The sequence below is a fragment of the Streptomyces globisporus genome (assembly GCF_003501885.1).
GTDB lineage: Bacteria > Actinomycetota > Actinomycetes > Streptomycetales > Streptomycetaceae > Streptomyces > Streptomyces globisporus_D.
The window spans coordinates 24,831-47,939 of the sequence record NZ_QWFA01000017.1 but is presented as its reverse complement, the minus strand read 5'-3'; the positions used below and the strand labels follow the sequence as shown (position 1 = coordinate 47,939).

19 protein-coding genes are annotated in these 23,109 nt (G+C 70.5%); 6 read left to right on the top strand and 13 right to left on the bottom strand.

Translation table 11 applies throughout. The features are described 5' to 3' along the window. The first annotated feature begins 55 nt into the window (after positions 1–55). Both D3105_RS05125 and D3105_RS05120 read left to right on the top strand, forming a co-directional pair. Positions 56–1,381: a cyanophycinase gene (locus tag D3105_RS05125; RefSeq protein WP_118900371.1), complete on the top strand. Its 1,326-nt coding sequence runs from the start codon at positions 56–58 to the stop codon at positions 1,379–1,381. 100 nt (positions 1,382–1,481) lie between these two features. Further along, entirely contained in the window at positions 1,482–2,411 is a 930-nt protein-coding gene (locus D3105_RS05120; protein ID WP_118900369.1) for a MurR/RpiR family transcriptional regulator, read from the top strand. Positions 2,412–3,253: 842 nt separating this feature from the next. On the opposite strand, the gene D3105_RS05115 is transcribed toward D3105_RS05120, so the two are convergent. From D3105_RS05115 to D3105_RS05105, 3 genes are all read right to left on the bottom strand, one after another. Then, entirely contained in the window at positions 3,254–6,007 is a 2,754-nt protein-coding gene (locus tag D3105_RS05115) for a cation-translocating P-type ATPase (RefSeq protein ID WP_118900367.1), read from the bottom strand. Next, positions 6,004–6,885 (bottom strand): universal stress protein, encoded by an 882-nt coding sequence (locus D3105_RS05110; protein WP_030580698.1) that lies wholly within the window; start codon positions 6,883–6,885, stop codon positions 6,004–6,006. The genes D3105_RS05115 and D3105_RS05110 overlap by 4 nt, the downstream gene beginning before the upstream one ends. A gap of 252 nt (positions 6,886–7,137) precedes the next feature. After that, positions 7,138–8,055: a universal stress protein gene (locus tag D3105_RS05105; protein WP_030580694.1), complete on the bottom strand. Its 918-nt coding sequence runs from the start codon at positions 8,053–8,055 to the stop codon at positions 7,138–7,140. 355 nt (positions 8,056–8,410) lie between these two features. Here D3105_RS05105 and D3105_RS05100 point away from each other — a divergent pair, with 355 nt between their 5' ends. From D3105_RS05100 to D3105_RS05085, 4 genes are all read left to right on the top strand, one after another. Beyond that, complete coding sequence (locus D3105_RS05100) at positions 8,411–8,890, top strand: cation:proton antiporter regulatory subunit (RefSeq protein WP_030580691.1); 480 nt, start codon at positions 8,411–8,413, stop codon at positions 8,888–8,890. Between the two features lie 4 nt (positions 8,891–8,894). Then, complete coding sequence (locus tag D3105_RS05095; protein ID WP_118900365.1) at positions 8,895–10,070, top strand: cation:proton antiporter; 1,176 nt, start codon at positions 8,895–8,897, stop codon at positions 10,068–10,070. Positions 10,071–10,417: 347 nt separating this feature from the next. After that, a complete protein-coding gene (locus tag D3105_RS05090; RefSeq protein WP_030580684.1) occupies positions 10,418–10,873 on the top strand; it encodes a cyclic nucleotide-binding domain-containing protein in 456 nt (151 codons plus the stop codon). Positions 10,874–11,222: 349 nt separating this feature from the next. Continuing rightward, positions 11,223–11,747, top strand: coding sequence for a hypothetical protein (locus D3105_RS05085; protein ID WP_123947568.1), 525 nt, complete (start codon positions 11,223–11,225; stop codon positions 11,745–11,747). Between the two features lie 167 nt (positions 11,748–11,914). Here D3105_RS05085 and D3105_RS05080 read toward each other — a convergent pair whose 3' ends face one another. The 10 genes from D3105_RS05080 to D3105_RS05035 form a co-directional block, all read right to left on the bottom strand. Further along, positions 11,915–12,778, bottom strand: a complete 864-nt coding sequence (locus D3105_RS05080; protein ID WP_030580678.1) for a universal stress protein — start codon at positions 12,776–12,778, stop codon at positions 11,915–11,917. Between the two features lie 5 nt (positions 12,779–12,783). Continuing rightward, a complete protein-coding gene (gene adhP / locus D3105_RS05075; protein WP_030580675.1) occupies positions 12,784–13,806 on the bottom strand; it encodes an alcohol dehydrogenase AdhP in 1,023 nt (340 codons plus the stop codon). Positions 13,807–13,836: 30 nt separating this feature from the next. Continuing rightward, positions 13,837–14,736 (bottom strand): universal stress protein, encoded by a 900-nt coding sequence (locus tag D3105_RS05070; RefSeq protein ID WP_030580673.1) that lies wholly within the window; start codon positions 14,734–14,736, stop codon positions 13,837–13,839. 328 nt (positions 14,737–15,064) lie between these two features. Continuing rightward, a complete protein-coding gene (locus tag D3105_RS05065; protein WP_030580671.1) occupies positions 15,065–15,940 on the bottom strand; it encodes a universal stress protein in 876 nt (291 codons plus the stop codon). Positions 15,941–16,221: 281 nt separating this feature from the next. Further along, positions 16,222–17,139: a universal stress protein gene (locus D3105_RS05060; protein WP_030580669.1), complete on the bottom strand. Its 918-nt coding sequence runs from the start codon at positions 17,137–17,139 to the stop codon at positions 16,222–16,224. A gap of 161 nt (positions 17,140–17,300) precedes the next feature. Next, complete coding sequence (locus tag D3105_RS05055; protein ID WP_030580667.1) at positions 17,301–18,095, bottom strand: sigma 54 modulation/S30EA ribosomal C-terminal domain-containing protein; 795 nt, start codon at positions 18,093–18,095, stop codon at positions 17,301–17,303. A gap of 370 nt (positions 18,096–18,465) precedes the next feature. Next, the gene (locus D3105_RS05050; RefSeq protein WP_030580665.1) at positions 18,466–18,906 is read right to left on the bottom strand and encodes a pyridoxamine 5'-phosphate oxidase family protein; all 441 of its coding nucleotides are present in this window, start codon (positions 18,904–18,906) and stop codon (positions 18,466–18,468) included. Positions 18,907–19,111: 205 nt separating this feature from the next. Further along, complete coding sequence (locus tag D3105_RS05045) at positions 19,112–20,017, bottom strand: universal stress protein (RefSeq protein WP_030580663.1); 906 nt, start codon at positions 20,015–20,017, stop codon at positions 19,112–19,114. Positions 20,018–20,169: 152 nt separating this feature from the next. Then, on the bottom strand, positions 20,170–20,799 hold the full coding sequence (locus D3105_RS05040) for a DoxX family membrane protein (protein ID WP_030580660.1): 630 nt from the start codon (positions 20,797–20,799) through the stop codon (positions 20,170–20,172). Positions 20,800–21,331: 532 nt separating this feature from the next. After that, on the bottom strand, positions 21,332–23,089 hold the full coding sequence (locus D3105_RS05035; protein WP_118900360.1) for a GAF domain-containing sensor histidine kinase: 1,758 nt from the start codon (positions 23,087–23,089) through the stop codon (positions 21,332–21,334). Between the last annotated feature and the right edge of the window lie 20 nt (positions 23,090–23,109).

The following is a 23,109-nucleotide window of genomic DNA, read 5'->3' as shown; positions in this document are numbered from 1 at the left end:
CACCCGGCCCCACACCCATCCCTTCCCCTCGTCACCGCGTCTTTCAGGAGGTTCCATGCGCACCCCGTTCCGCTCCCGACGTACCGTTCTGACCGGCGGCGCAGCCGCCCTCGTACTCACCCTGGCCATCAGCCCGACCGCCACCGCGGACACCAGCCGATCCTCGCGGCAGGGTGGTTCCCTGGTGCTCGTCGGCGGCGGCCTCAAGGAGGACAACACCCAGGTCTACGGTGAGATCATCGAGCGGGCCGGCGGCGCCCGCGCCCGCATCGGCGTGATCACCGCCTCCTCGGTTCCCGCCAGCCAGGACCCGTACGCCGACGACCCCGACAAGTGCAGCAACTCCGCGTGCAACGGGGCGTACTACTCCGAGGTGTTCGAACGGCACGGCGCGGCTGATGCCCAGTGGATCCCCGTTGATCTCGACCACATCGCGAACGCCGACTCGGAGGCCGTCGTCCGGCAGGTCAACTCCATGAGCGGATTCTTCTTCGGCGGCGGGGACCAGTCCCACTACCTCACCACTCTCCTGAACGGGGCCGCACACAGGGACTCCAAGGTGCTGGCGGCCATCCGCGCCAAACTGGCGGCTGGAGCCGTCGTGTCAGGTTCCAGCGCCGGGGCGCAGATCACCGCGGGCGCCCACATGGTGACGGGCGGCGAGTCGTACGAAGGGCTGCGGGACGGCAGCAGCCCCGGCTACTTCGAGGACGCGACACGCCTCGGGTACGAACCGGAGGGCGGTTTCGGATTCCTGCGCTCCGGACTGATAGACACCCACACCGGGGCGTACGGCCGCGAGGGCCGGGTGATGCGGCTGGCCGTCGACACCGGGCACGACCGGGTGTACGCGCTGGAGGAGAACACCGCCCTCCTGGTGGAGCACCCCGGCGGACCGCGCGAGCGCGTGCGGGTGCTCGGACCGCGCGGCGTAGCCGTGTTCGACCTGCGGCGGGCTCGCGTCCACGAAGGGGCGAAGACCGCCGGACGAGGCGTCGACGGGAATCGTGCCACCTGGTCGCTGAGCGGTGTGCGCTACGACTATCTGACGGACGGCGACCGCTACGACCCCCGGCTCCGGCTCACGCTCCCGGCCTACGGGAAGCGCCCCCTCGCACCCCGCTCGACCACGCCCGTTCCTGCCAACACCGACGTCTTCCACTCCGCGGCCAACCCCGCAGGCGCCCCGTACTCCTTCCTGACCACCGCCCGCGCCCTGGCGGCCACCGCCGCCCAGCGCACGGCCGAGGCCACGAGCTACGAGGACGGGCCGCGCTTCACGGTCACCTTCGCGAAGTCTCCGGGGTTCACCGCGTGGACCGGTGACGGCGCAACCCCGCAGACCCTGACCGGGCTGAGCGTCCACGTATCCGACCGGTAGTCATGAGGGCGCCCTTCCCGGCGGGACCGGTCGACAGAGGCGGCAGGTCCCGCCAGTAGGCTCCCGGAGAACCCGCACATCTCAGAAGGGAGCCGGACAGATGGCCTCAGCGACGCTCGCCGACGACATCCGGCAGAAGCTGGGCACGCTGAGCCCGGCCGAGCGCAAGGTCGCCCGCGTGATCCTGGCGGGCTACCCGGCGGCCGGGTTCGAGACGGTCGCGGTGCTCGCCGAGCGGGCCGCCGTCAGCGCGCCCACGGTGATCCGCTTCGTCAACCGACTCGGCTACCAGGGCTTCCCCGACTTCCAGGCCGTCCTGCGCGAAGAACTCGACGCGCGCAACGCCTCCCCGCTCTCCCTCTACGAGTCGGCCGGCTTCGGCCGGAGCGAAGCGGACGAGGGCAGGGACGAGGGCACGCCGGACGACGGCACGCGCCGAAGGACGCAGGAGGACGCCGGCCCGGACTCGGCGCTCCTGCGGCGCGGCAGCCAGGTCTTCACCGGGGCCGTCACCGCCACCCTCGCCGAACTCCCCCCGCACGACTTCGAACACGCGGTACGGCTCCTCTCGGACCGGAAGCGCCGCATCACCCTGGCCGGTGGCCGTTTCACCCACCTTCTCGCCCAGTACCTCGGCCTGCACCTGATGCAGCTGCGGGACGACGTGCGGTTCCTGCCCGACCGTGATGTCGAACGCACCGCGGTCCTCGCCGCGCTCACCCGGCGCGACGTGCTGGTCGTCTTCGACTACCGCCGCTACGAGAGCGACAAGACCACCATGGCGGCACTCGTCCAGGAGCAGGGCGGCAAAGTGGTCCTGTTCACCGACACCTGGCTCTCCCCCGCCGCACCGCACGCCGAGGTCGTACTGCCCAGTCGGGTCACGGCGCCCTCCCCCTACGACAGCCTCGTGCCGACCCTCGCCGTGCTGGAGACCGTCGTGGCGGGCGTCATCAAGGCACTGGGCGACGAGGCCAGAAAGCGCATGCAGCACGGCGAGGACGTCGCACGGCGGGCAGGGCTCTACTGAAGCGGCGCCGGTGACAGGAATCCTCGCCATGCCGGGGTGTCCCGATCTCATCTGGACCGACGTCGCGATGGCGTCGCGCCCTTCCTGACGTACGCGGGCCACGACCTGAACGACCCCCCTACATCGACGAGGCCGTCAGCCGGAACGTCCTCGTGTACGACGAGTTTCCAAGACCCCGACAACGGTCTGCTGCACCACCGTTGGCTCAGCCGACCGCTCCAGAAGTACCTGGCGACCGGTCCGCTTGACCTGGTCGACCTCATCCTCGACCGAAGTCTCCAATCCGACTACCCGGGAGACGAACCATTTGAGCCCAGCGGCGGCAACCCTGATCTGCACACTTACCCGAGGAACGACAGACGAACCTGCCGGTTTGCATTGTCGCGATTTGTATCCACCAAACTCCGTTAAGACAACCATCAATGTACTGGATGGCGCCCTCCACGTGATGTGTCATCGGAAAGACGTCGGCTTGCACCCATCGCAAGAAAGACCAGGTCAGAAGGAATTCTTCGTCTGCTCGTGCAGCGCGTGGGCGCCCGGAGCGTCACACGAGCGTCACGGTCGACAGACCGGAGACGCCAGAAGAGCCGCCGACACTACTGCGGCCCACCTGAGGAAGTCGTGCTTGCACGAGTGGGCAACCGCACGTACCGCCTGGCCGATCCCGGTGGGATCGAGGAGGGAAAGGGCTCCAGAACCACGGCGTCCATAACCCGGATGTCCCGTCTGCGCAGGTCGGGGTAGGCGAGCGCCCGGTGCCCGGCTCACTGCCGGGCGCCGTTACGGGTTGGCACAGAAACGGGACCGCCGTGCACGTGCCGATTCTCCCTGTCATTTCTTCAGTCTCCAGAGTCGGCGGTTCGATGGGGCCTCGTACTCCGCGCCTCCGAACGACCCGACCGTTCTTGCACCGCTCGCCAGGCATGCTCGGCCAGCAGCACGGTGGAGGCGGTTGCGAAGCACGTTGCCCACTGAACCGGGCTGAGGGAGACGGTGTCGAAGATTCCTTGGGCGGCTGGCAACTCTACGGCGATGAACTGGAGGGTGAGTACGGCGGCCAAGCATGCCCACAGGGCGCGGTTGTGCAGCTGGTGGCGTCCAAGGACGGGACGGCCTTCATTGCGCGAGGCCAGGGCGTTGCAGAGTTGGAAGAGGACGAACGTGGTGAAGGCCATGGTGGCGGCGGTCGCGGCGTCACTGAGGTGGCGGGCTCCTGCGAAGACTGCCAGGGTGCCCGTGGCCATGACGGCGCCGGAGCGCGTGACGGCAGCCAAACGGCGGGCGTTCAGAATCCGTTCGCCGGGTGGCCGTGGCGGACGCTGCATCACGTTGTCCTGCGGAGGGTCGATGGCGAGAGCCATGGCCGGCGGCCCGTCCATGATGATGTTGACCCACAGCAGCTGGATCGCGGACAGAGGCGCGGGGAGTCCGGCCAGCACGGTGGCGAGCAGGGTGAAGATCGCGCCCATGTTGGTGGACAGCTGGAAGCGGACGAAGGTGACGATGTTGTCGTAGATCGTCCGACCCTCACGTACCGCGCGGACGATCGTGGAGAAGTCGTCGTCGGTGAGCACCATGTCCGCGGCCTCTTTGGCCACGTCCGTACCGGTGACGCCCATCGCGATGCCGATGTGGGCGGCCCGAAGGGCTGCTGCGTCGTTGACCCCGTCTCCGGTCATGGCCACAACGTGCCCGCTCCGGGCCAGGGCTTCGACAATGGTCACCTTGTGTTCAGGGGCGACGCGGGCAAACACACCAACGTGCTCGATGCGGTCCGTGAGCTCCTGGTCGCTCATCCGGATCAGCTCGGCCCCCGAGACGACGTCTCCCGTGATACCGAGTTCACGGGCGATGGCGGCTGCAGTGTCAGCATGGTCCCCGGTGACCATCTTGACGGTCACACCGGCCGCCTGAGCCAGGGCAACCGCATCACGGGCCTGCGGGCGGGGCGGATCGGCGATCCCCGCGATGGCAGTGAAGGTCAGCCCTGTCACCTCTCTCCGACGGGCCTGTTCGGTAGTGGATGCGGCAGTGGCGGCACCGAGAACACGCAGGCCCTGACTGCCCAGCCGTCGGGCGACGTCGATGACCTCCCGGCGGCGCTTCGCGTCAAAGGGCACCGGCCCGTGGGTGGTCAGCACATGGGTGCAGCGGTCCACAAGGACGTCGACGGCTCCCTTGGCATGGACGCTGACGCGGTCATCCGCGTCGCCATGGAACGTGGCCATGTACTTGGCTGCCGGATCGAACGGCACCTCACCCGTACGCGTCATGTGCGCGCGCACGTCGCTGTCAATGCCCGCCTTGACGGCGAGAACCATCAGGGCGGCTTCGGTCGGGTCTCCGATGATGCCCTCCGGAGTGAAGCGGGCGTCGTTGCACAGTGCGAACGGCAACAGGGCCTCCCGCAGAGGCGTCCCGTCCTCCCCGTCGGCCGGAAGTACCGCGCCGATGGTGCCGTAGCCGTCGCCTGTCACGTCGTAGCTGCTCCCGGCGGACCACAGGGCCCGGGCGGTCATCTCGTTCAGAGTCAGGGTGCCGGTCTTGTCGCTGCACACCACGGTCGCGGAACCGAGTGCCTCGACGGAAGCAAGGCGCTTGACGATGGCACCGCGGTGGGCCATGCGGGCAACGCCCAATGCCAGCGTGAGGGCGAGAACCGCCGGCAGCCCCTCCGGAATCGCGGCGACAGCCAGGGCCACCGCCCGAAGGGCGAGGTCGGCGAGCTCGTCGCCCCGCAGGAGGGACACGAGGGCGTAGGCAGCCACGGCTATGCCGCTGACCACGGCCAGACGTCGGCCGAGGCTGTCCATCTGCAGTTGGAGCGGACTGGAGGGTTCCGCGCCGGTGCGCAGCGCCTCGGCGATCGCGCCGACCTCGGTACGCATACCGGTGGCCGTGACGATCATCTCGGCGCGACCGCGAGTCAGCGCGGTGTTCATGAAGAGCATGCCGGTGCGCTCGGCAACGGGTACGTGCTCCTCGCCGTCGGCCGTGGGCGCGGTCGTCTTGGCGACGGGATGGGACTCGCCGGTCAGCGCGGCCTCGGCGGCCTCGACCGACTCGGCGATGACCAGGCGTCCGTCGGCCGGAACACGGTCTCCGGCTTCCAGAAGAACGATGTCGCCGAGCACCAGAGAACCTGCCGGGACCACCTGGACCTCGCCGTCGCGGCGCACCCGGGCCGTGGGGACGAGCATCCGGCGCAACGCTTCGAGGCTGCGCTCGGCACGGCGTTCCTGCAGGTAACCGATGATGGTGTTGATAACCAGGACGACGGTGATGACGAGAGCGTCCTTGACCTCGCCGACGGCTCCGGCGATGACTGCGGCGGCAAGCAGGATACCGATCAGCCAGCTGCGGAACTGGTCCAGCAGGCGCAACCACTGCGGTCGGCGGACCGGTTCGGCCAGTTCGTTGGCGCCCCAGGCGTCGGCCCGTCGTTCGGCGTCCGCAGTGGTCAGGCCACGTGCCGGAACCACTGCGAGCGAGCCGGCCACGTCGGCGGCGTCGCGTCGGTGGGCATCCGGCTGCGGGCCTCCCGGCACCGGCAGAGCGCTGCTCTCGGTGATGGTCTGCTGAGGCACGGTCATCCCTGGCCACGGACCACGGTGACGGGGCAGTGGGCATGATGCAGCAGGGCCTGGCTGACGGAGCCGAGCAGCAGGCCGGTGAAACCACCGCGTCCCCGGGCTCCGACGACGACCAGCTGGGCGTCGCGGCTGGCGTCGAGCAGGGCCGGGCGGATCCGGGCACGCTCCAGCCGCCGCTCCACCGTGACGTGAGGAAAGACCTTCTGCCAGGGCGCGACCGTCTCGTCCAACAGGCGCTGCTCGGCCTCTCGGAGCCGTTCGATGTCCACCACCATGGCGTTGATGGGGTCGCCGGGGCCTTCGTAGGCACCCTCGCTCCAGGTGTTCCAGACGTGCAGGGCCACCAGCGGTACCCCGCGCAGAGCGGCCTCGGCAAACGCGAACTCCACCGCCGCCCCACCGGCATCGGACCCGTCGACGGCCAGCAGCACCGCTCCGGACGGCTCGGTGCGGCCTCGCACCACCATCAGCGGGCAACGGCCGTACGCGGCCAGACGCACCGCCGTCGAGCCCAGCAGCAACCCTGAGAACCCGCTCAGCCCCCGGCTGCCGACGACGGCCAAGGAGGCCGACCTCGATTCGATCTCCATCACCTCCAACGCCTCCCCCGCCACCACCGACCGGGTCACGGCCACGCCCGGTGCCGCCGCGTGGGCCCGTTCCTCGGCATCGGCCAGCACCCCCCGGGCCATCGGCTCCAGACCGTGGTCGGCCGGGCTCCACGGCGGCCCGCCGGCCGGTCGGTGCCCGGGCGCATGGCCGAACGCGTGCACGATCCGCAGCGGGGCACCGCGCAGGCGCGCCTCACGAGCGGCCACGTCGACCGCCTCAAGGCTGGAAGCGGAACCATCCACCCCTACGATCACCGGATCAGTCATTGCAGTCTCCCGTCCTGGGCGCCGCCGATGAGCGGCTCCTTGATCCTCATCCTTGTCGCAGCCCATCCGTTGCGCCCAGGGACTAATGGGCCGCCGTCAGGACCACTCGGTCCTGAAGGCGGCCCTGATGCCGTCGCGACCGAGTAGGGCACCCGCTTTGCGCGCGCACATGCCCTGCGGTGCCATCACCGTCTGTTCGGCAGTCCGCGTCAGCACCTCAGAACGCGCCGGCCGGCCCCGCGCCGGGGCGTGTCAGTGCCGCGCGCCCGCCGCCCGCACCACGACGACCGGGCAGTGGGCGTGGTGCAGCACGGCCTGGCTGACCGAGCCGAGCAGCAGTCCGGCGAACCCGCCGCGTCCTCGAGCGCCGACCACCATCAGCTGTGCGGAGCGGCTCGCGTCGATCAGCGCCTCACGCGTTCGGCCGTGCACCACCCGGCGCTCCACCACCACGTCCGGATACCGTGCCCGGTAGCCCGCGAGCGCCTCGGACAGCAGTGTGTCCTCCTCCTCGGCGAGAGCGCCCGGTGGGTTGGCGTACGGAGCGGAAGCGTCCTGCGGAGCGGGCAGTGGCGCGTTCCACGTCGTCCAGGCGTGCAGCGCCACCAGGGGGGCCTTCCGCCTCTCCGCCGTGGCGAAGGCCAAATCGACCGCCGGTGCGCCCGCCTCTGACCCGTCGACGCCCAGCACGACCGGACCGTCCGCGAGGGGTTGCTCGCGAACCACCAGCACCGGGCACCGCCCGTGTGCCACCAGGTGCACCGCCGTCGACCCGGCCAGCAGCCCCACGAACCCGCCCAACCCCCGGGACCCCACCACGACCAGCTCGGCCGCACGGGATTCCGCCTCCAGGACGGTCAGGGGCTCGCCGGTCACCACGGCGTGACTGACCTCGACATGCGGCGCCACCGCCTGCGCCCGCCCGACCGCCTCGGTCACCAGACCCCCGGCCATCTTCCGAAGCCCGTCCTCCGACGGATCCATCGGCGGCGGCCCCAGCGGCGACGCGCCTCCTGGAGAAGGGCGAGAAAGCACGTACGTCACCGGCCAGACCAGCGCGTGCACCACCCGCAGCCCTGTTCCGCGCGCCCGCGCCTCCCGAGCCGCCGCCTCCACCGCGGCGAAACTCGGCTCCGACCCGTCCACACCCACAACCACCAGACCACTCATCATGCCTCCTGCGTCGGGGCCGCCTGACTCTCGTCTCCCAGCTCACCCCACACGTGCTCCCCTGTCATGGGGCCTGTGGGCCACTTTCAGGGCCGACCGGCCCCCCACGCTCGTCCGACACGACAGCTCCGGCAACCCGACCGGTGCCAGTTGTCGTACGGGGCCCGTCCGGCCCTCCGTCCGGGGCCGTTTGGGCCCTGCCGGTCCCAGCACAACGCGGGGAAGAGTGCCCCGCGGGGCTCCGCGGCCGAGGCCGGAACTTGAGCTGGTGCCCTCGGATGCCGAATACCCAGGGCGCGGCAGTCGGGTGCCGAGCCGCACGACAACCAATTCACGGCGGATGGGATGAGTGCACGTGGACGTCAACGAAGTGCTACTGCCGGGTGTGGGACTCCTCTACGAGTTCGTCAATCTGGAGGGCGACAAGGTCGGTGTGGTCGCACGGCGCTCGGGCGACTTCGAACTGGCGGTTTACGGAGAGGGGGACCCGGATCAGGCACAGGCCGTGTTCCGGCTCACCAGCGAGGAGGCCGATGTCCTCGCCGACATCCTGGGCGCGCCGCGCATCGCCGAGCGGTTCGCGGATCTGACCAAAGAGGTGCCCGGGCTCAGCGCCGGGCAGGTCGAGGTGCTCGCCGGCACCCCGTACGTCGGCCGCCCACTGGGAGAATCCAGGGCACGGACCCGGACGGGAGCCTCGATCGTGGCGATCGTCCGCGGTGAGGAGGTCATTCCGTCCCCTGGGCCGGAGAAGGTCCTCAGTGCGGGGGACGTACTGGTGGTGATCGGGACCCACGAGGGAATCGCCGCAGTGGAACAGATCGTCCAGGGTTGAGCGAATGCATATCTCGGTCGCCCTGCTGCTGGAGCTGGGCATCATCCTCACCTTCCTGAGCCTGCTCGGCACGCTGGCGCGACGTTTCGCGTTGTCCCCGGTCCCGCTGTATCTCCTGGCCGGCCTGGCGCTGGGCGAGGGAGGAATCGCCCCCGTCCCAGCAGCCGGCTCCTTCGTGGAAACCGGCGCGGGCATCGGCGTCGTCCTTCTGCTGCTGGTGCTCGGTCTCGATTTCACCGTGCCGGAGTTCACGGTCAGCCTGCGTCGCCACCTCCCCTCGGCATGGGTCGACCTCGTACTGAACGCGACCCCCGGTGCGGTGGCGGGATGGTTGCTCGGACTGGACGCAGGAGGCGTCCTCGCGCTCGCCGGGGTGACCTACATCTCCTCCTCGGGCATCATCGCCCGGCTCCTGGGCGACCTGCGGAGGATGAGCAACCGCGAGACCCCGGCAGTACTGTCCGTGCTGGTACTGGAGGACTTCGCGATGGCCGCGTACCTCCCGCTGCTCGCCGTCGTGGCCGCCGGAGGCACATGGCAGCAGGCCCTGCTCGGAGTACTGCTGGCCCTGGGCGCTGTCGTGGCCGCGCTCGCCATGTCCTACTGGTGGGGGCACCACCTGGGACGACTGCTGTCGCACCCCGACGCGGAGCAGCTGCTGCTGCGCGTCCTGGGCGTGACACTGGTGGTCGCGGCCCTCGCGGAGGCCGTCCACGTCTCGGCGGCGGTCGGCGCCTTCCTGGTCGGGCTCTCCCTCACGGGCGAAGCGGCCGACCGGGCACGGAAGGTACTGAGCCCGCTGCGAGACCTGTTCGCCGCGGTGTTCTTCCTCGCCATCGGCCTGTCCATCCCACCGGACTCGCTGCTGCCGGTACTTCCGGCCGCCCTGCTCCTGGCCGTGGTCACCGCCGCGACGAAGGTGGCGTCCGGTTGGTACGCGGCACGCCGCGAAGGAGCGGGAGGCCGAGGACGGCTGAGGGCAGGAACCGCGCTCATCGCCCGGGGCGAGTTCTCCATCGTCATCATCGGCCTCATGGGCACCGGCCATGACCGGCTCGGCGCCCTGGTGGCCGCCTATGTCCTCCTGCTCGCCGTGGCCGGCCCGGTCATCACCCGCTTCACGGGTCCGCGCCCCTCGGATGCGAGGCGCTCACCGCGCCGCAGCACGCCGGTGCCCTGATCCGCCAGACGGCACCACGCCCCCATGGGGTTGGCGTCCAGCCTCGAAGGACCACCGTATGAGCCTGCGACAGCACGGGGCCCAGGGCCGGGCGCCCGGCCCTGCGGAGCAGGCCGCCGCAAGCTGAATCCCGCGCTCCTTCGTCCGGCGCTCCTCCTGGGGGCGCAGCGGCACAACCGGGCAGGCCGGTAAGCCGGACGGCTCCCCAGCGGGGCCGAACGGCACATGGCTCATACCCCCTGCTGGGGAACAGTCTGAGCCAAGAGTCCTCGCCATAGGCGCATGCGATTCCGGCCGGCAGCATGCCACGGCCGGACAGCAGTCGGAGGAAGAAGGGAACCGGCACGATGATCACCACCATGATGACAGCGGCCCTGCCGACCGCACACCGGAACCGGCTGATGCGCACGGCCCGGGAAGCCGTGTTCGAGCCGGGTGCCCGTCTGCTTGAGGAGGGCGAGCCCGCAGACCGGTTCTGGGTGATCCGGAGCGGCACTGTGGCCCTCGACTCGCAAGCCCTCGGGCAGTCGGCCCCGACCATCGATTCTCTGGGTCATGAGGAGCTTCTCGGATGGTCCTGGCACTTTCCGCCCTACCGGTGGCAGTTGGGCGCCCAGGCTTTGAGTCAGGTGCGCGCCTGGGAGTTCGACGCGGCGACAGTACGGGCCATGTGTGCCGCGGACGCGGAGTTCGGGCGCTCGATCGCTGTCTGGGTCGGCTCGGTGGTCGCATGCCGGCTCCGAGCGACACGTGAGCGGCTGCTCAACCCGAACGCTCATCACGGCGACGAAGTCGGAGCGTGAGCACGCCCTTCGCACGCCGCCGATCATCTCGTGCCGCGCACGACGCGAGCAGTGAGTGGTCCGCCGGTCGACCGGCGGACCACCTCAGTCCTGGTCGATGGACCATCTCATGCTGAACAACCACGCCACCTACAAGGCGTCGTTGCTCGCACCGGCCCCCCGAATGCGCGTCTGGGATGGCCGCCGCACCACGCGCACCTCCGCAGGTCGCCATAAAGCACCGGTATGCGCCTGCTCTGCGAGCGCCCCGCGTAACGGGGAACTGCACACGGCACTCTCGCCGATCCCCACGAGCAAGGTGACCGGCTCGGGTACGGCCACGGTGCACCTCAAGGGGAACCAGACCCCCGTGACGATCAAGACGCAGGGTCTGCTCGCAGACGCCCCGCACGCCCAGCACTTCCACATCGGGGCCGAGGGCCGATGCCCGCCGGCCTCCGCGGCCAAGCAGCACAACGGACAGCTCAGCCTCAACACGACCGAGGGCCTGCCCTTCTACGGCAAGATCGGCGCCTCGCTCACCACCACCGGCGACACCGGGGCCGACCACTCGGCCCTCGCGGGCGACCGCTTCCCCAAGGGCGCCTCGCACGCCTACCACCGCACCATCACGGTCAATGACGAAACCGCCAAGAGCCTGCGGAACGAGAACGCCGTCGTCGTCCACGGCATCGACTTCAACGGCAACGACACCTACGACAACATGTTCGGTCCCAGCGACCTCGACCCCGCCTACGGCTCGACCATGACCCCCACACTGACGTTGATCACCTGCGCCGACTGGGACAGCGACCGCCGCACCTACCGTTCCAACCTCGTGCTGACCGCAGAGCCCGCGACGTCGGCCACTGACCGGACCGACCGCGGTCCGTGAGCGCCCCGGGGCACCGTCCAGCGACTCCCTCGCAGCTCGGCAGTCCAGCTGTCCCGTCACCGCGGACTCTCCGATAGGTGCTTCACCCATGTGTCGCGGGTGAACGGGGGCACGCCACCGCCCGGCAGAAGCGATTCCCCCCGTCGTCCCGCGTCGGAGCTTTCCCCTCACTCCGGTTCCGGCACGACCACGACAGGGCAGCCGGAGTGGTGCAGGACCGTGTGGGCGACCCGTCCAAGACGGGGCCCCAGGCGGCCGGGGCGTCGTCGGCCGACGACGAGGAGGCCGGCGTCTCGCGAGGCGGCCAGGAGGACCCTGTGGGCGGGGCCCTCCGCTGTGCGCCGCCGCAGCCGAACCTCCATGGGCGCGTCGGCGAGAGCTTCCTCCAGCTCCTTGGCCGCCCCTTCCTCGTGCAGCCGCTCGGGACCACCCGTGAGCAGAGGGTGGTCGACCGTCTCGTGCATGGGGCACCGCCACGCCCGTACCGCTTCCATCGCGACACCGCGCCGCTTCGCCTCGGCGTAGGCGAAGCGCACGGCCGCTGTCGGCGCATCGGCCACTCCGACGACTATGTGGTCCTGACCTCTGCCGACAGCGCGGTTGCTGTGGTTGCCGCGGATCACGATGACCGGGCAGTCCGCTTGTGCGGCCACGGTCAGGCTGACGGAGCCCAGAAGCAGATCTGCGAGACCGCTGCGTCCACGGGTGCCTACGACCACGGCGGACGCGTCGCGGCTTTCGCGCACGAGGGCGTACTCAGGCTCCTCCAGCACGTCGGCGGTCGTCACGGACAGCTCGGCATGATGGCGCAGCGCCCGCAGGGACGCGGCCGCGAGGATGTCCTCCGCGGTGACACGCCCGGACGTGCTGCCCACCTCCGGCGCGAGTGCGGGCCCTTCGTAGCGCTCCCACAGGGAGGCGTACACGATCCGCAGGGGCACCCGGCGCAGGGCCGCCTCGTCGGCCGCCCAGTCGACGGCCCGCAGGCTGGGTTCGGAGCCGTCGACGCCGACGATCAGGGGCAGGTTCATCGCTCTCAGCCTCCCGCGCCGAGGTCGAAAACGATGCGGGCCTTGACCTTGCCGTGCAGCACCTCGTCGATCGATTCGTTGACGGAGGTGAGCGGTCGGGTCTCCTGGATGACCTTCGTCCGGCCGGCCGCGTGGAGCTGGAAGACCTCCGCGAGGTCCTGGCGGGTACCGACGATGGATCCGATCACCGAGGTGCCGTTGAGCACGGTGTCGAAGATGGGCACCTGGATGGTGCCGTGCGCGGGCAGAGCCACCATGACGAGCTTCCCACCGCGCCGCAGACCCGAGTTGACGGCTTCGAAGGCCGCCGGGCTGACCGCGAGGGCGAGGGCTGCGTGGGCGCCGCCGTGCCGCTTCAGCTCCGCCCCGACGTCCTGGGTACGGGCATCGATGAGGATGTCGGCGCCCAGTTCCCGGGCGAGTTCGAGCTTCTCGTCGGTGACGTCGATGGCGGCGACGGTGGCGCCGGCGATCTTCGCGTACTGAACCGCCAGATGGCCGAGACCGCCCACGCCGGAGATGGCGACGAGCTGTGAGGGCCGGACGCCTGCGACCTTCAGGGCCTTGTAGGTGGTGACGCCCGCGCAGGTCAGCGGGGCGGCGTCGATGGCGCTGACGCCCTCGGGGACCAGCTGGGCGAAGTCGGCCCAGGCCAGCATCTTCTCGGCGTATCCGCCGTCGCAGCCGTAACCGGTGTTGACCTGGCTCTCGCACAGCGTCTCCCAGCCCGACAGGCAGTGCTCGCAGCGCCCGCACGCGCGGCCGAGCCACGGCACGGCGACCCGTTGGCCGACGGCGAGATGAGTGACTCCCTCGCCGAGCTTCTCGACGAGGCCGACACCTTCGTGACCGGGCACGAACGGCGGGGTGGGTTTGACGGGCCAGTCACCGTGCGCGGCGTGGATGTCGGTGTGGCACAGCCCGGACGCTTCGACGCGGACACGGACCTGTCCGGGGCCGGGCTCGGGGTCGGGGCGCTCCTCGATGACGAGGGGCTGACCGAATTTCCGTACGACCGCTGCCTTCATGATGTCCTCGTTCCTTTGTACGGATGTGCGTCAGTCGTGTGAGACGACGGCGACGGGCGCGGTGGAGTGGTGGAGCACGGCGTGGGTGACGGCACCGATGTGGGTGCCGAAGGGGTTACGGCGTATGCGGCGGCCTACGACGACGAGGGAGGCGTCACGGGAGGCGTCGATCAGGAGAGCGGCGGCGCTGCCCGGGCGGGACACCTCGACGACCTCGACGTCCGGGTACTTCTGCCGCCACGGACGCAGGGTATCGGCTAGTGCGTCGGCCCTCTGGCGGGAGAACTCCTCGTGGTGTTCGAAACCCGGCCCGACGGTGTAAACGGCGTAGGGCCACGAGTCCCAGGCCCGGACCGCGTACAAGGCGGCCTTCCGACGCTTGGCCTCCTCGAAGGCGAAGGCGATGACGGCGTCGTCGGGGCTGCCGAGGCCGAGGACGACGGGGCGGAAAGCGGTGGCGGCGGACGGAATGCCGGCGGGGTCCATGACGTGCTCGTCGGCGGCCTGTTCCCCGGCGCGCACCAGGACCACGGGCACCTGGGTCCGGGCGATCACGGCCTGCCCGACGGAGCCCACAAGGAAGCCGCCGAGCCCGCTCAGCGCCCGGGACCCCAGGACCAGCAACTCAGCGTCGCGGGCGGCTTCCACAAGGGCCTCGGTCGGCGTCCCGCTACGCTGCTCGGTGCTCACCTCTACCCCCGGGTGGCGCAGCCTGAGCCCTTCGGCGGCCTCGCGCGGGACCCGCTCGGTCCAGTGCTGGTGGGTCTCTGCACCCAGGAGCGGGGCCTGGGCCATCGGCTCCGGCACCGGCATCCACACGTGCATCAGCCGTACCGGCAGGTCACGCAGCTTCGCCTCGCGCGCCGCCCATTCCGCAGCGGCTCCGCTCTCGGCCGATCCGTCGAGTCCTACGGTGATCGTGCGGGCCATGATGCTCTCCTCCGGTCTCGAATGCTCTGGTTCCAGCGTCACTGTTCGTCCGGTTCTCGGGGCAGGGGCCGCTGGTCCCCCGAAGGGGCCGACCGGCCCCATCGGCGCGGGTGCACGGCGGTCCAAAGCACCGGGGGTGCTCAGCCGCAGTCATCCGTTGCCTCGGACGACCGGAAGCGGACGGCCCCAAGCCAGGCCGAGCGGCACCGGACGGGTACCGCTCGGGCCCGGTGCCAGCCGGCGGTCCGCCCAGGCCGCTCCGGCCGGTGCGGGAGAGAAGGCATCGCACGCGCCTTCGTCCGCGCGGTGAGGAGATACGGGCGCGGTCCTACCCGGGGGGACAGTCGTGAGGCACGACCGCGACGGGGGCTGTGGCGTGGTGCAGAACGGCGTGGGTGACCGGGCCGAGACGTCGCAGGCCCGCCTCGTGGCTGCGACGCCCGACGACCACGAGGCCGGCATCGGCGCTGTTGGACAGCAGGACTTCGGAGGCGGAGCCGATCTCGAACTGCTCGACGACCTCGACCTGTGGATACTTGTCGCGCCACGGCTTGAGGGTTTCGGCCAGCACCTCTCTGTTGATCTGCTCCAGACCGTTCGCCGCCTCGACCAGATACAGCGAACCCGGGCTCCAGGCGAGGGCCGTCGGGATGCTCCAGGCATGTACGGCACGCAGGGTCCCTCCGCGTTCGGCCGCGGCCGAGAAGGCGAACTCCAGGACCGCGTCACCGATCTGTCCGGGTTCCACGCCGACCACCACCCCCGGAGCCTGCTGGGGCGTGCCGGAATGCGGCTTCCCGACCATGACGACCGGCCCGGCGGCGTGGCGCAGCACCTTCATCGAGATGGAACCGATCAGGTAGCCGGTCAGGGTGCCGTAGCCGCGCGATCCCAGCACCAGCATGTCGGCGCGTGCGGCTTCGGCCAGGAGGGTGGGCACCGGGTCGTCGACGATCAGCTCGGTCGTGATGTCCAGGGCCGGGTGCTCCCTGGCGACGCGGGACCGGGCCTCGTCGAGCATGTTGCGTATCCAGCGCTCCTCGGCCGCCCGGTCTCCGACGTACGCCACGTCGGTGGGGCGCCAGACCCAGGCGTGCACCAGTCGCAGGGCCGATCGCCGGCGCTCCGCCTCCTGGGCCGCCCAGTCCGCCGCCGCCGCAGCGTGGTCGGTCCCGTCCAGTCCTACGGTGATGATGCCGGACATGTTGCCTCCTGATGTTTCCGCTGAAGGGGGAAGACTCCAGCGGATGTGATGACGTGATGGTGTGAGCCTCACACGGGGCCGGCATCCGACACTGGGGCCGATCGTCCCTGGTGTGGGCCTGAGCGGCCCTGATCGTGCTGTGCGACAGGCCTCCAACCGGTCCCGAGTCGGCTGGACGGCGATGTCACCGGAAGGGCCGCTCCGGGGAGCTGGTGCGTCGTGGAAGCGGAGACGACCGGCCCCGGCGGTCTCTCAGTGCGCGTGGAGCCGACCGTACGCGCTCACAGGTGGGGAACCACTGCCACCGGGGCCGCGGCGTGGTGCAGCACCGCGTGCGTGACCGGCCCGACGTGCGTGACGAACGGTGCGCGGCGCATACGCCGCCCCACCACCAGCAGTGAGGCGTTGGAGGAGGCGTCCACGAGGTGGTGGGCGGCCCTGCCGACGACACACTGCTCCGTGACTTCGACCTGTGGGAACGCGCCGCGCCACGGTCGCAGTACGTCCGTGAGCACGCTCGCTTCGCGCAGTCCCCGGGCGACACGATGGCCGGGGTCGGCGGCTGCGGGGTCGTGGTCGAAGACGGCCGGGGCGGTCCAGCCGTGGATGACCCGCAGCCCGGCCGCGCGAGCGGTGGCGGCTTCGAAGGCATAGGAGATCAACTCGTCACACGGCCGGGAGAGGTCTAGGCCGAGCACCACGTCGAGGTACCGGCTGGAGGCCGGGCTGCCACCGGCCCCGTCCTCGACCCGTCCGCCGGGCCGCACGACGACGACCGGGCGCTCGGCACGGGCGATGACGGGCGTGGACACCGATCCGGCCAGGAAGCCACCGAGGACACCGAGCCCTCGCGATCCCATCACCAGGACCTCCGCCTGCTCCGTCGCGGAGAGCAGCACCTCCGCGGGGCGCCCGATGACCTGATCGACGCTGACGTCGAGGTCGGGATGCCTCCCCCCCAACCGATCGGCCGTCTCGGCAAGGACGTGCTCCGCCCCGTGCCGGGTCATGGTGGTTCCGCCGGATGTGGTGCCGATGCCCCCCGACAGGGCGGGGCTGAAGAGCGGCGAACGCTCCTGCCGGGCATGGAGGAGGTGCAGGGGCAGACTGCGCAGGCGGGCCTCCCGGGCGGCCCATGCCACTGCGGCGAGCGACTCGGCCGAGCCGTCCACAGCGGCGATGACGGTACGTCGGGACATGGTTCCTCCGAATACAGGGTGTGTCTGGTCGAGGAGCGGTGGCAGAGCGAAGACGAGGGCGGGGCGACGGCCCGGGCGCGGCGGCAGGCGGCGGCGCGCCGGCCGTCGACCGCGAGCTGTCCGGTCCCGCAAGGCTGCGGCACGGTGGTGAGTTGACGCCTCTACAGGGCCGGGGTGATCAGTCCGTAGTGGCCGTCGTAGCGGTGATAGAGGACGCTGCCCCGGCCGATGCCGGTGTCGTGGAAGAAGACGAAGGGCAGACCGGTCAGGCACAGTCGCTGGACTGCCCCGTCCACATCGCTCGCGGGGACGGGAACCGTGCTCACGCTCAGCAGTCCCTCGAAGTCCCGTTGGCCGGGGATCCCGAGCGACGCCATACGATGCCGGCCGCCGACAGCGTCCCGGTAAACCACCCTGTCGTGCCCTGATGCCAGGTCGGTGAAGAGCCAGAAGTCGTGGTCCATGGCCTCCAGATCGATCACGGCGTCCTGCGGTGTCTGCAGGGCCAGGCTGAACGACTTGTGCCGGATGATGCGGCGTTCTTCGGCCGGAAGGTGCTGGCGGTGCGGGCGGTGCTCATGACCCGAGCCGTCCCGCCACGTCCGGCCGTCCGGGCCGCCACCGCGCGATCCGCGCACCGTGTATCGCCGTGCCCGGGCGATGCGCGCGGTCAGGCGTTCCTGCAGGAGATCGACGGCCTCGAACATGGTGGTCGCGGCGACATGGGCCCGCACGGGTCTGCCGTTGACGTCCACCACCGCCTGAGCCGTAGCCGGACGGGCCGCCGAAGCATGGGCGGCTTGCGTGAGCTTCACGTGGGCCGACAGAACCGGCTCGCTCACATGGCTGATCACCACGAGCACCTTTCTCCGGGCGTAGGCGTCCGCCTCGTCCGGCACCTGTCCTCGGTTACGCACCTGGACGTCGACTTCTTCGCTGGTCCTGAGACCACTCATGGCAACTCCTCCTCGGTCTCCCTCATCCTGGCTCCCGCCGCTCCTTCCCGGCAGAGCCGACGGGTCCGCGCCGAGGTGCCACCCGTACCTGTGGGAGGCCCGTGCCCGAGGACCTCCGGACTGCCGGTGAGGGCCCTTCGGCCCACAGCCACCCGCGGAGCTCGGAGGGGTGGGACGGGCGATCGGCGGCAGGGGGCCTGGGTCATGGACGGCTCGTACGGACCAGGCTCGTGAACAACCGGTGCCCTGGGCAAAGATCAGAAGAGGCCGGTCGGGCCGGCCGGAGGGACTCCGCCGACAAGCTCCCGCAAGGTATGACGATCGCGTGTCGGCGGAAGGCGGGGGCCGGTGTCCGGGCGCACTCGGCGGCTCACGAAGGCAGGTTCACTCCGTAGAGGGTGCGCCCGCCGACCAGTTCCCGGCCGGTGACCAGTTCAGGCTGAATACGGACGAAGACCTCCACGGGCCAGGGCACCCAGGATCGGGGCCCGGTGCGGACCAGTCGCTCGTGCTCGTCGGGGTCGGTCACCACAGAGGCGAGACCAGTGACGACAACGCTCCAACCGGAGTGCGCCGCGGTGTCGACCTCGTCGGCCTCGAAAGCGACGACAGCGCCGTCGACGGCGCGGACCAGCTCGGAAGAGGCGGACGTACGCAGCAACACGGCACCGTTGTCTTCGAGAAGATAGTTGACCGGCAGGACGGCCGGCAGGGCGTCGCGCGTGTGGACGATGCGCCCCACCGTCACCCCGGCCAGTCGGCGTAGGCTCTCCCGCCGGTGCAGTTCCCGAAATCCATCATTGCGGTACATCAGCCGGTCGCCTTTCCGTGCGAGGTCCTGCGCAGATCTTCAACCTTCACGGCAGGGACGGTCGGCGTCGAGGGCCGACCGTCCCTGCTCTGCCGGAGAACGCCCTCACGTGCCGTACTCGGGCTACGTAGACGTGCGGGCGGCGTTGCCGGACCGGTGCGGACAAGAGCCCGGTGGTCGTCGCGGCAGCAGGCGTGTCCGCGCGTCAGTCGTGAGCGACGACGGCGACCGGCGCGATGGCATGGTGCATGACCGCGTGGGCGACGGCACCGATGTGCGCGCCGAAAGGGCTGCGGCGCACGCGCCGGCCCACGACGACGAGGGAGGCGTCGCGAGAGGCGTCGATCAGAAGGCCGGCGGGACTGCCGAGCCGAGAGACCTCGGCCACCTCCACATCCGGATACTTCTCCCGCCACGGCAGAAGCACTTCGGTGAGTGCCAGGGCCTGCTCCCGGACGATGTCCTCGCGGAGGTCCACTCCGGCGGCCAGGCTGTAGGCGTAGAAGGAGGGGAGGTTCCAGCCCGTGGCGACGGTCAGCGTGGCATCGCGACATCTCGCCTCCTCGAACGCGAAAGTGAGCATCGTGTCGTCGGGTCTGTCGGTGTCCAGGCCCAGGACCACAGGCCGCAAACCGGTAGCGGTGGACGGAAGACCGGCGGAGTCCTCGACGTGCTCGTCGGCGGCCCGTTCCCCGGCGCGCACCAGCACCACGGGCACCTCGGCCCGGGCGATCACCGACTGGCCGACGGACCCGACCAGGAAGCCCGCGAGGCCACTCAGGGCGCGGGAACCCAGTACCAGCAGTTCCGCGTCGTGCGTGGCGTCGAGCAGAACCTCGGCCGGAACTCCTGTCCGCTGCTCGGTGGTCACCTCTACGCCAGGGTGACGCAGCTTTAGTTTCTGCGCGGCTTCCCGGGGAATCCGCTCGGTCCAGTGCTGATGTGTCTCGGTGCCGAGAGGCGGAGCCTCGGCCATGGCCTCCGGCACCGGCTGCCACACGTGCAGCAGTCGTACCCGCTGCTTCCGCAGCGCCGCTTCGCGGGCAGCCCATTCAGCTGCTGCCCGGCTCTCGGGCGAGCCGTCGAGTCCTACGGTGATCGAGCGGGCCATGCCGCCCACCTCCTGTGTCATTCGGTCTGTTCTCAGCGTGTCTCGCGGGGTCCGCACGGTGGCCGGGGCCGCTGGTTCCGGAAGAGAGCCGACGGCCCCTGTCGACGGGCTGGTGGGGCGGCCCTTCGGCGGGCCCGCCCCACCAGCCGTGCTCAGCGCAACCACCCGTGGTCACGGACGACCGGGAGCCTGGCCCACAGCCGGCCCAGACCGAACACGTCGCCGGCCGAGAGAGCGGCCAGAGCGATCAGCATCACCGCGTAGACCAGGTGATAGTCGGCGAACGGGTTCGTCGACATGCTCGCCGACCCGTCCGACAGATGCTGCGCGGGCGGCCACTCAGCCACCCACATCAACGCCATCATCAGCGTTCCCGCGAGCGCCGTCAGACGCAGCGCCACCCCCGCCGTCAGAGCCAGCCCGACCCCGAGCAGACCCAGCATGAAGAGCCAGTCCGCCCAGGCCGCACCGGCCCATGCGTGGAACGTCGACTCCATCGGGCCGACGGCGACGTGCCCGAGGAAGCCCGCGGTGGGCGAAACCCCGTCGATCCAGCCCTTGCCGGAGGCGGTCGCGTAACCGAGGCCGAACGTCTTGTCGAGGAAGGCCCAGAGGAAGACGAAGCCCATCAGCACACGCGCCGGGGCGAGCACGTAAGCCTGCGCGGTACGCGTGCCGGCACCCGCCGACACGTCCGCCTCCGGTCCGGTAGCGGCCTGATTTCCGCGCAACGACGGCAGGTGGAAAGGTGAGCGGCGGTGAGTGGGCTGGTGCACGGCCATGACGATGGTCCCTTCAGCACTGTCCGAGTGGTTCCCGACATCGCTCACTCTTCCGGCCCGCGCCACCGCGCACCCGACGCCGAAGGTCCGCAGCCCAAGGCTGAACGGCCCCTAAATGAAGGGTCGTTCAGGACGGTCGAGCGAATAGGACGGACCAGTCCCGCAAGGCCCGCGCGCACGCGCGGCCACGGGCCGGGGCCGGGCAGGCTTCATCCCGGGCTCTGCCGACTCGGACCTGTACGCATCTGCCGACTCGGACCTGTAAACAAAGGAGTATCGAGGAGCCCCGCCACGCTCAACGTCTCGCCACGGGAATGACCGGTCGGAGCTGCCGGGTCCTGCCGCCCCTGCACCACGTCTGCCCTGGCGCTCAGGCCACCCTCGTGAAAGGGCGCACGATGCCCCTACCAGGACCGCCGGGAACCGACCGGCGCCGCGTGCCACACAGAAAGGGGAGAGCCGCAACGGGACGGACGCCGACCGGGCCGCCGAGGAAAGAGGCCGAAGGACCGCTCAGCAGCCGAGCCGCGCTTCACGAGGCGGGACGGGCGCCCTCCGCCGTGCCCGAGGACTGACCCAGGGGAGCGTGCCACACGAGCCGTGCCCCCTTTCCTCCCGGGCTCTGCAGCTCCATGTCGCCGCCGAGGCTCCGCGCGCGATCCGCCATGTTGGCCAGGCCGCTGCGGCGGCCTCCGGCCGGGATGCCGACGCCGTTGTCCGTGACCGTCAGGCGGACCTGCTTGCCGTCGGTGTCCAGCACCACGTCGGCGCGGTCGGCGCGGGCGTGCCGGGCGATGTTGGTCAGGGACTCGGTGAGGACGGCCATGACGTGGTCGGCGGTCTTACCGGGCACGTGTGTGTCGAGCAGGCCCTCCATACGGACGCTGGGGGCGAAGCCCAGGAGAGGGGCTGCCTCACCGATCGCGCGCACCGCGCGGGAGCGCAGGCCGGGCGCCGTGTCGTCGTCGCGGGAGCGCAGGCCGAAGATCGTCGATCTGATGATCTTGATGGTTTCGTCGAGGTCGTCCACCGCCCGCAGGATGCGCTCGGAAGCCACGTCGTCCTGGACGCGTCGCCCGGCGCTCTGCAGCGTCATGCCGGTGGCGAAGAGCCGTTGGATGGCCAGGTCGTGCAGGTCGCGTGCGATCCGGTCGCGGTCCTCCAGCAGCGTGATCTGCTCGGCGTCGTGACGGCGTTCCGCCAGCTCCATCGCGACGGCGGCCTGCGCGGCGAAGACCTGGAGAGATTCGGTCTCCTTGCCGGTGAACTCCCGGCCGCCCGACTGCCGGACCAGCAGAACCACTCCCTGGGCCTCGTCGCGCGAGCCGATGGGCACGGCGACGGCCGGTCCCAGCCTGTCGGAGCGCGGCGGGCCGACCGAGAGCGGGGAGTCATGTGAAAGGTCCGCGGTGCTGACAGGAGTCCGGTGAACGAACGCCTGCCCGATGAGAGTGCCTTCCACCGGCAGGACGACCCCCCGCCAGACGTCGGCCTCCTGGCCTATCGCGAGTTCCACGGCGAGTGTGTCCGTCCCGCTCACCGGCGTGGCCACCACGCTCAGGGCCGAAGCGGTGATCTCCCTGGCCCGCTCCGCGATCAGCGTCAGCACCCCGCCCTGGTCGGCACCGGACATCAACGTGTGGGTGATCTCCGCGTTCGCCTCCAGCCAGCGCTCCCGCAGCCGGGACTCCTCGTAGAGGCGGGCGTTGTCGATCGCCACGCCGGCCGCCACGGCCAGCGTGGCGAGCACCGCCTCGTCGTCCTCGTCGAACTGCTGCCCGCCGCGTTTCTCCGTCAGGTACAGGTTCCCGAAGACGTGATCGCGCACCCGGATGGGCACGCCGAGGAAGGTGTTCATCGGCGGGTGGTGGGCCGGGAAGCCGTAGGAGACCGGGTGATCGGAGAGCTTGGGCAGACGCAACGGCTCCGGGTGGCGGATGAGCTCGCCCAGCAGGCCGTGGCCTTCCGGGTAGGGCCCGATCTTCGCGATCTGTTCCTCGTCCACCCCCACGGTGTGGAAAGCCGACAGCCGTGTGCCGTCCGGGCCGATCACTCCGAGCGCGGCGTACTCGGCGTCGACCAGGGCCGCCGCGGCCTCCACGATGCTGCGCAGCGCCTGCTCCAGGTCCAGCTCACGGCCGACCGACAGCACAGCCTCCAGCAGGCTGTGGACCCGGTCCCGGGTCCCGCGCGCCGCGTCCAGCCGGGCCTGCAGCTCCTCCAGCAACTCGTCCAGTCGCAGTTGCGGCAGTCGCACCCGTGCCTCACGGGCTCCCTCGGCGTTCTCCACCCGCTGCTCCTCCAACGCCC

Bases quoted from the DNA above. Each gene is read 5' to 3' on its own strand.
- D3105_RS05070 (WP_030580673.1), bottom strand. From the start codon at position 14,736: ATGGCCCGCACGATCACCGTAGGACTCGACGGATCGGCCGAGAGCGGA.
- D3105_RS05045 (WP_030580663.1), bottom strand. From the start codon at position 20,017: ATGGCCCGCTCGATCACCGTAGGACTCGACGGCTCGCCCGAGAGCCGG.
- D3105_RS05120 (WP_118900369.1), top strand. From the start codon at position 1,482: ATGGCCTCAGCGACGCTCGCCGACGACATCCGGCAGAAGCTGGGCACG.
- D3105_RS05065 (WP_030580671.1), bottom strand. From the start codon at position 15,940: ATGTCCGGCATCATCACCGTAGGACTGGACGGGACCGACCACGCTGCG.
- D3105_RS05040 (WP_030580660.1), bottom strand. From the start codon at position 20,799: ATGGCCGTGCACCAGCCCACTCACCGCCGCTCACCTTTCCACCTGCCG.
- D3105_RS05055 (WP_030580667.1), bottom strand. From the start codon at position 18,095: ATGAGTGGTCTCAGGACCAGCGAAGAAGTCGACGTCCAGGTGCGTAAC.
- D3105_RS05115 (WP_118900367.1), bottom strand. From the start codon at position 6,007: ATGACCGTGCCTCAGCAGACCATCACCGAGAGCAGCGCTCTGCCGGTG.
- D3105_RS05050 (WP_030580665.1), bottom strand. From the start codon at position 18,906: ATGTACCGCAATGATGGATTTCGGGAACTGCACCGGCGGGAGAGCCTA.
- D3105_RS05105 (WP_030580694.1), bottom strand. From the start codon at position 8,055: ATGAGTGGTCTGGTGGTTGTGGGTGTGGACGGGTCGGAGCCGAGTTTC.
- adhP (WP_030580675.1), bottom strand. From the start codon at position 13,806: ATGAAGGCAGCGGTCGTACGGAAATTCGGTCAGCCCCTCGTCATCGAG.
- D3105_RS05060 (WP_030580669.1), bottom strand. From the start codon at position 17,139: ATGTCCCGACGTACCGTCATCGCCGCTGTGGACGGCTCGGCCGAGTCG.
- D3105_RS05095 (WP_118900365.1), top strand. From the start codon at position 8,895: ATGCATATCTCGGTCGCCCTGCTGCTGGAGCTGGGCATCATCCTCACC.
- D3105_RS05080 (WP_030580678.1), bottom strand. From the start codon at position 12,778: ATGAACCTGCCCCTGATCGTCGGCGTCGACGGCTCCGAACCCAGCCTG.
- D3105_RS05125 (WP_118900371.1), top strand. From the start codon at position 56: ATGCGCACCCCGTTCCGCTCCCGACGTACCGTTCTGACCGGCGGCGCA.
- D3105_RS05090 (WP_030580684.1), top strand. From the start codon at position 10,418: ATGATCACCACCATGATGACAGCGGCCCTGCCGACCGCACACCGGAAC.
- D3105_RS05110 (WP_030580698.1), bottom strand. From the start codon at position 6,885: ATGACTGATCCGGTGATCGTAGGGGTGGATGGTTCCGCTTCCAGCCTT.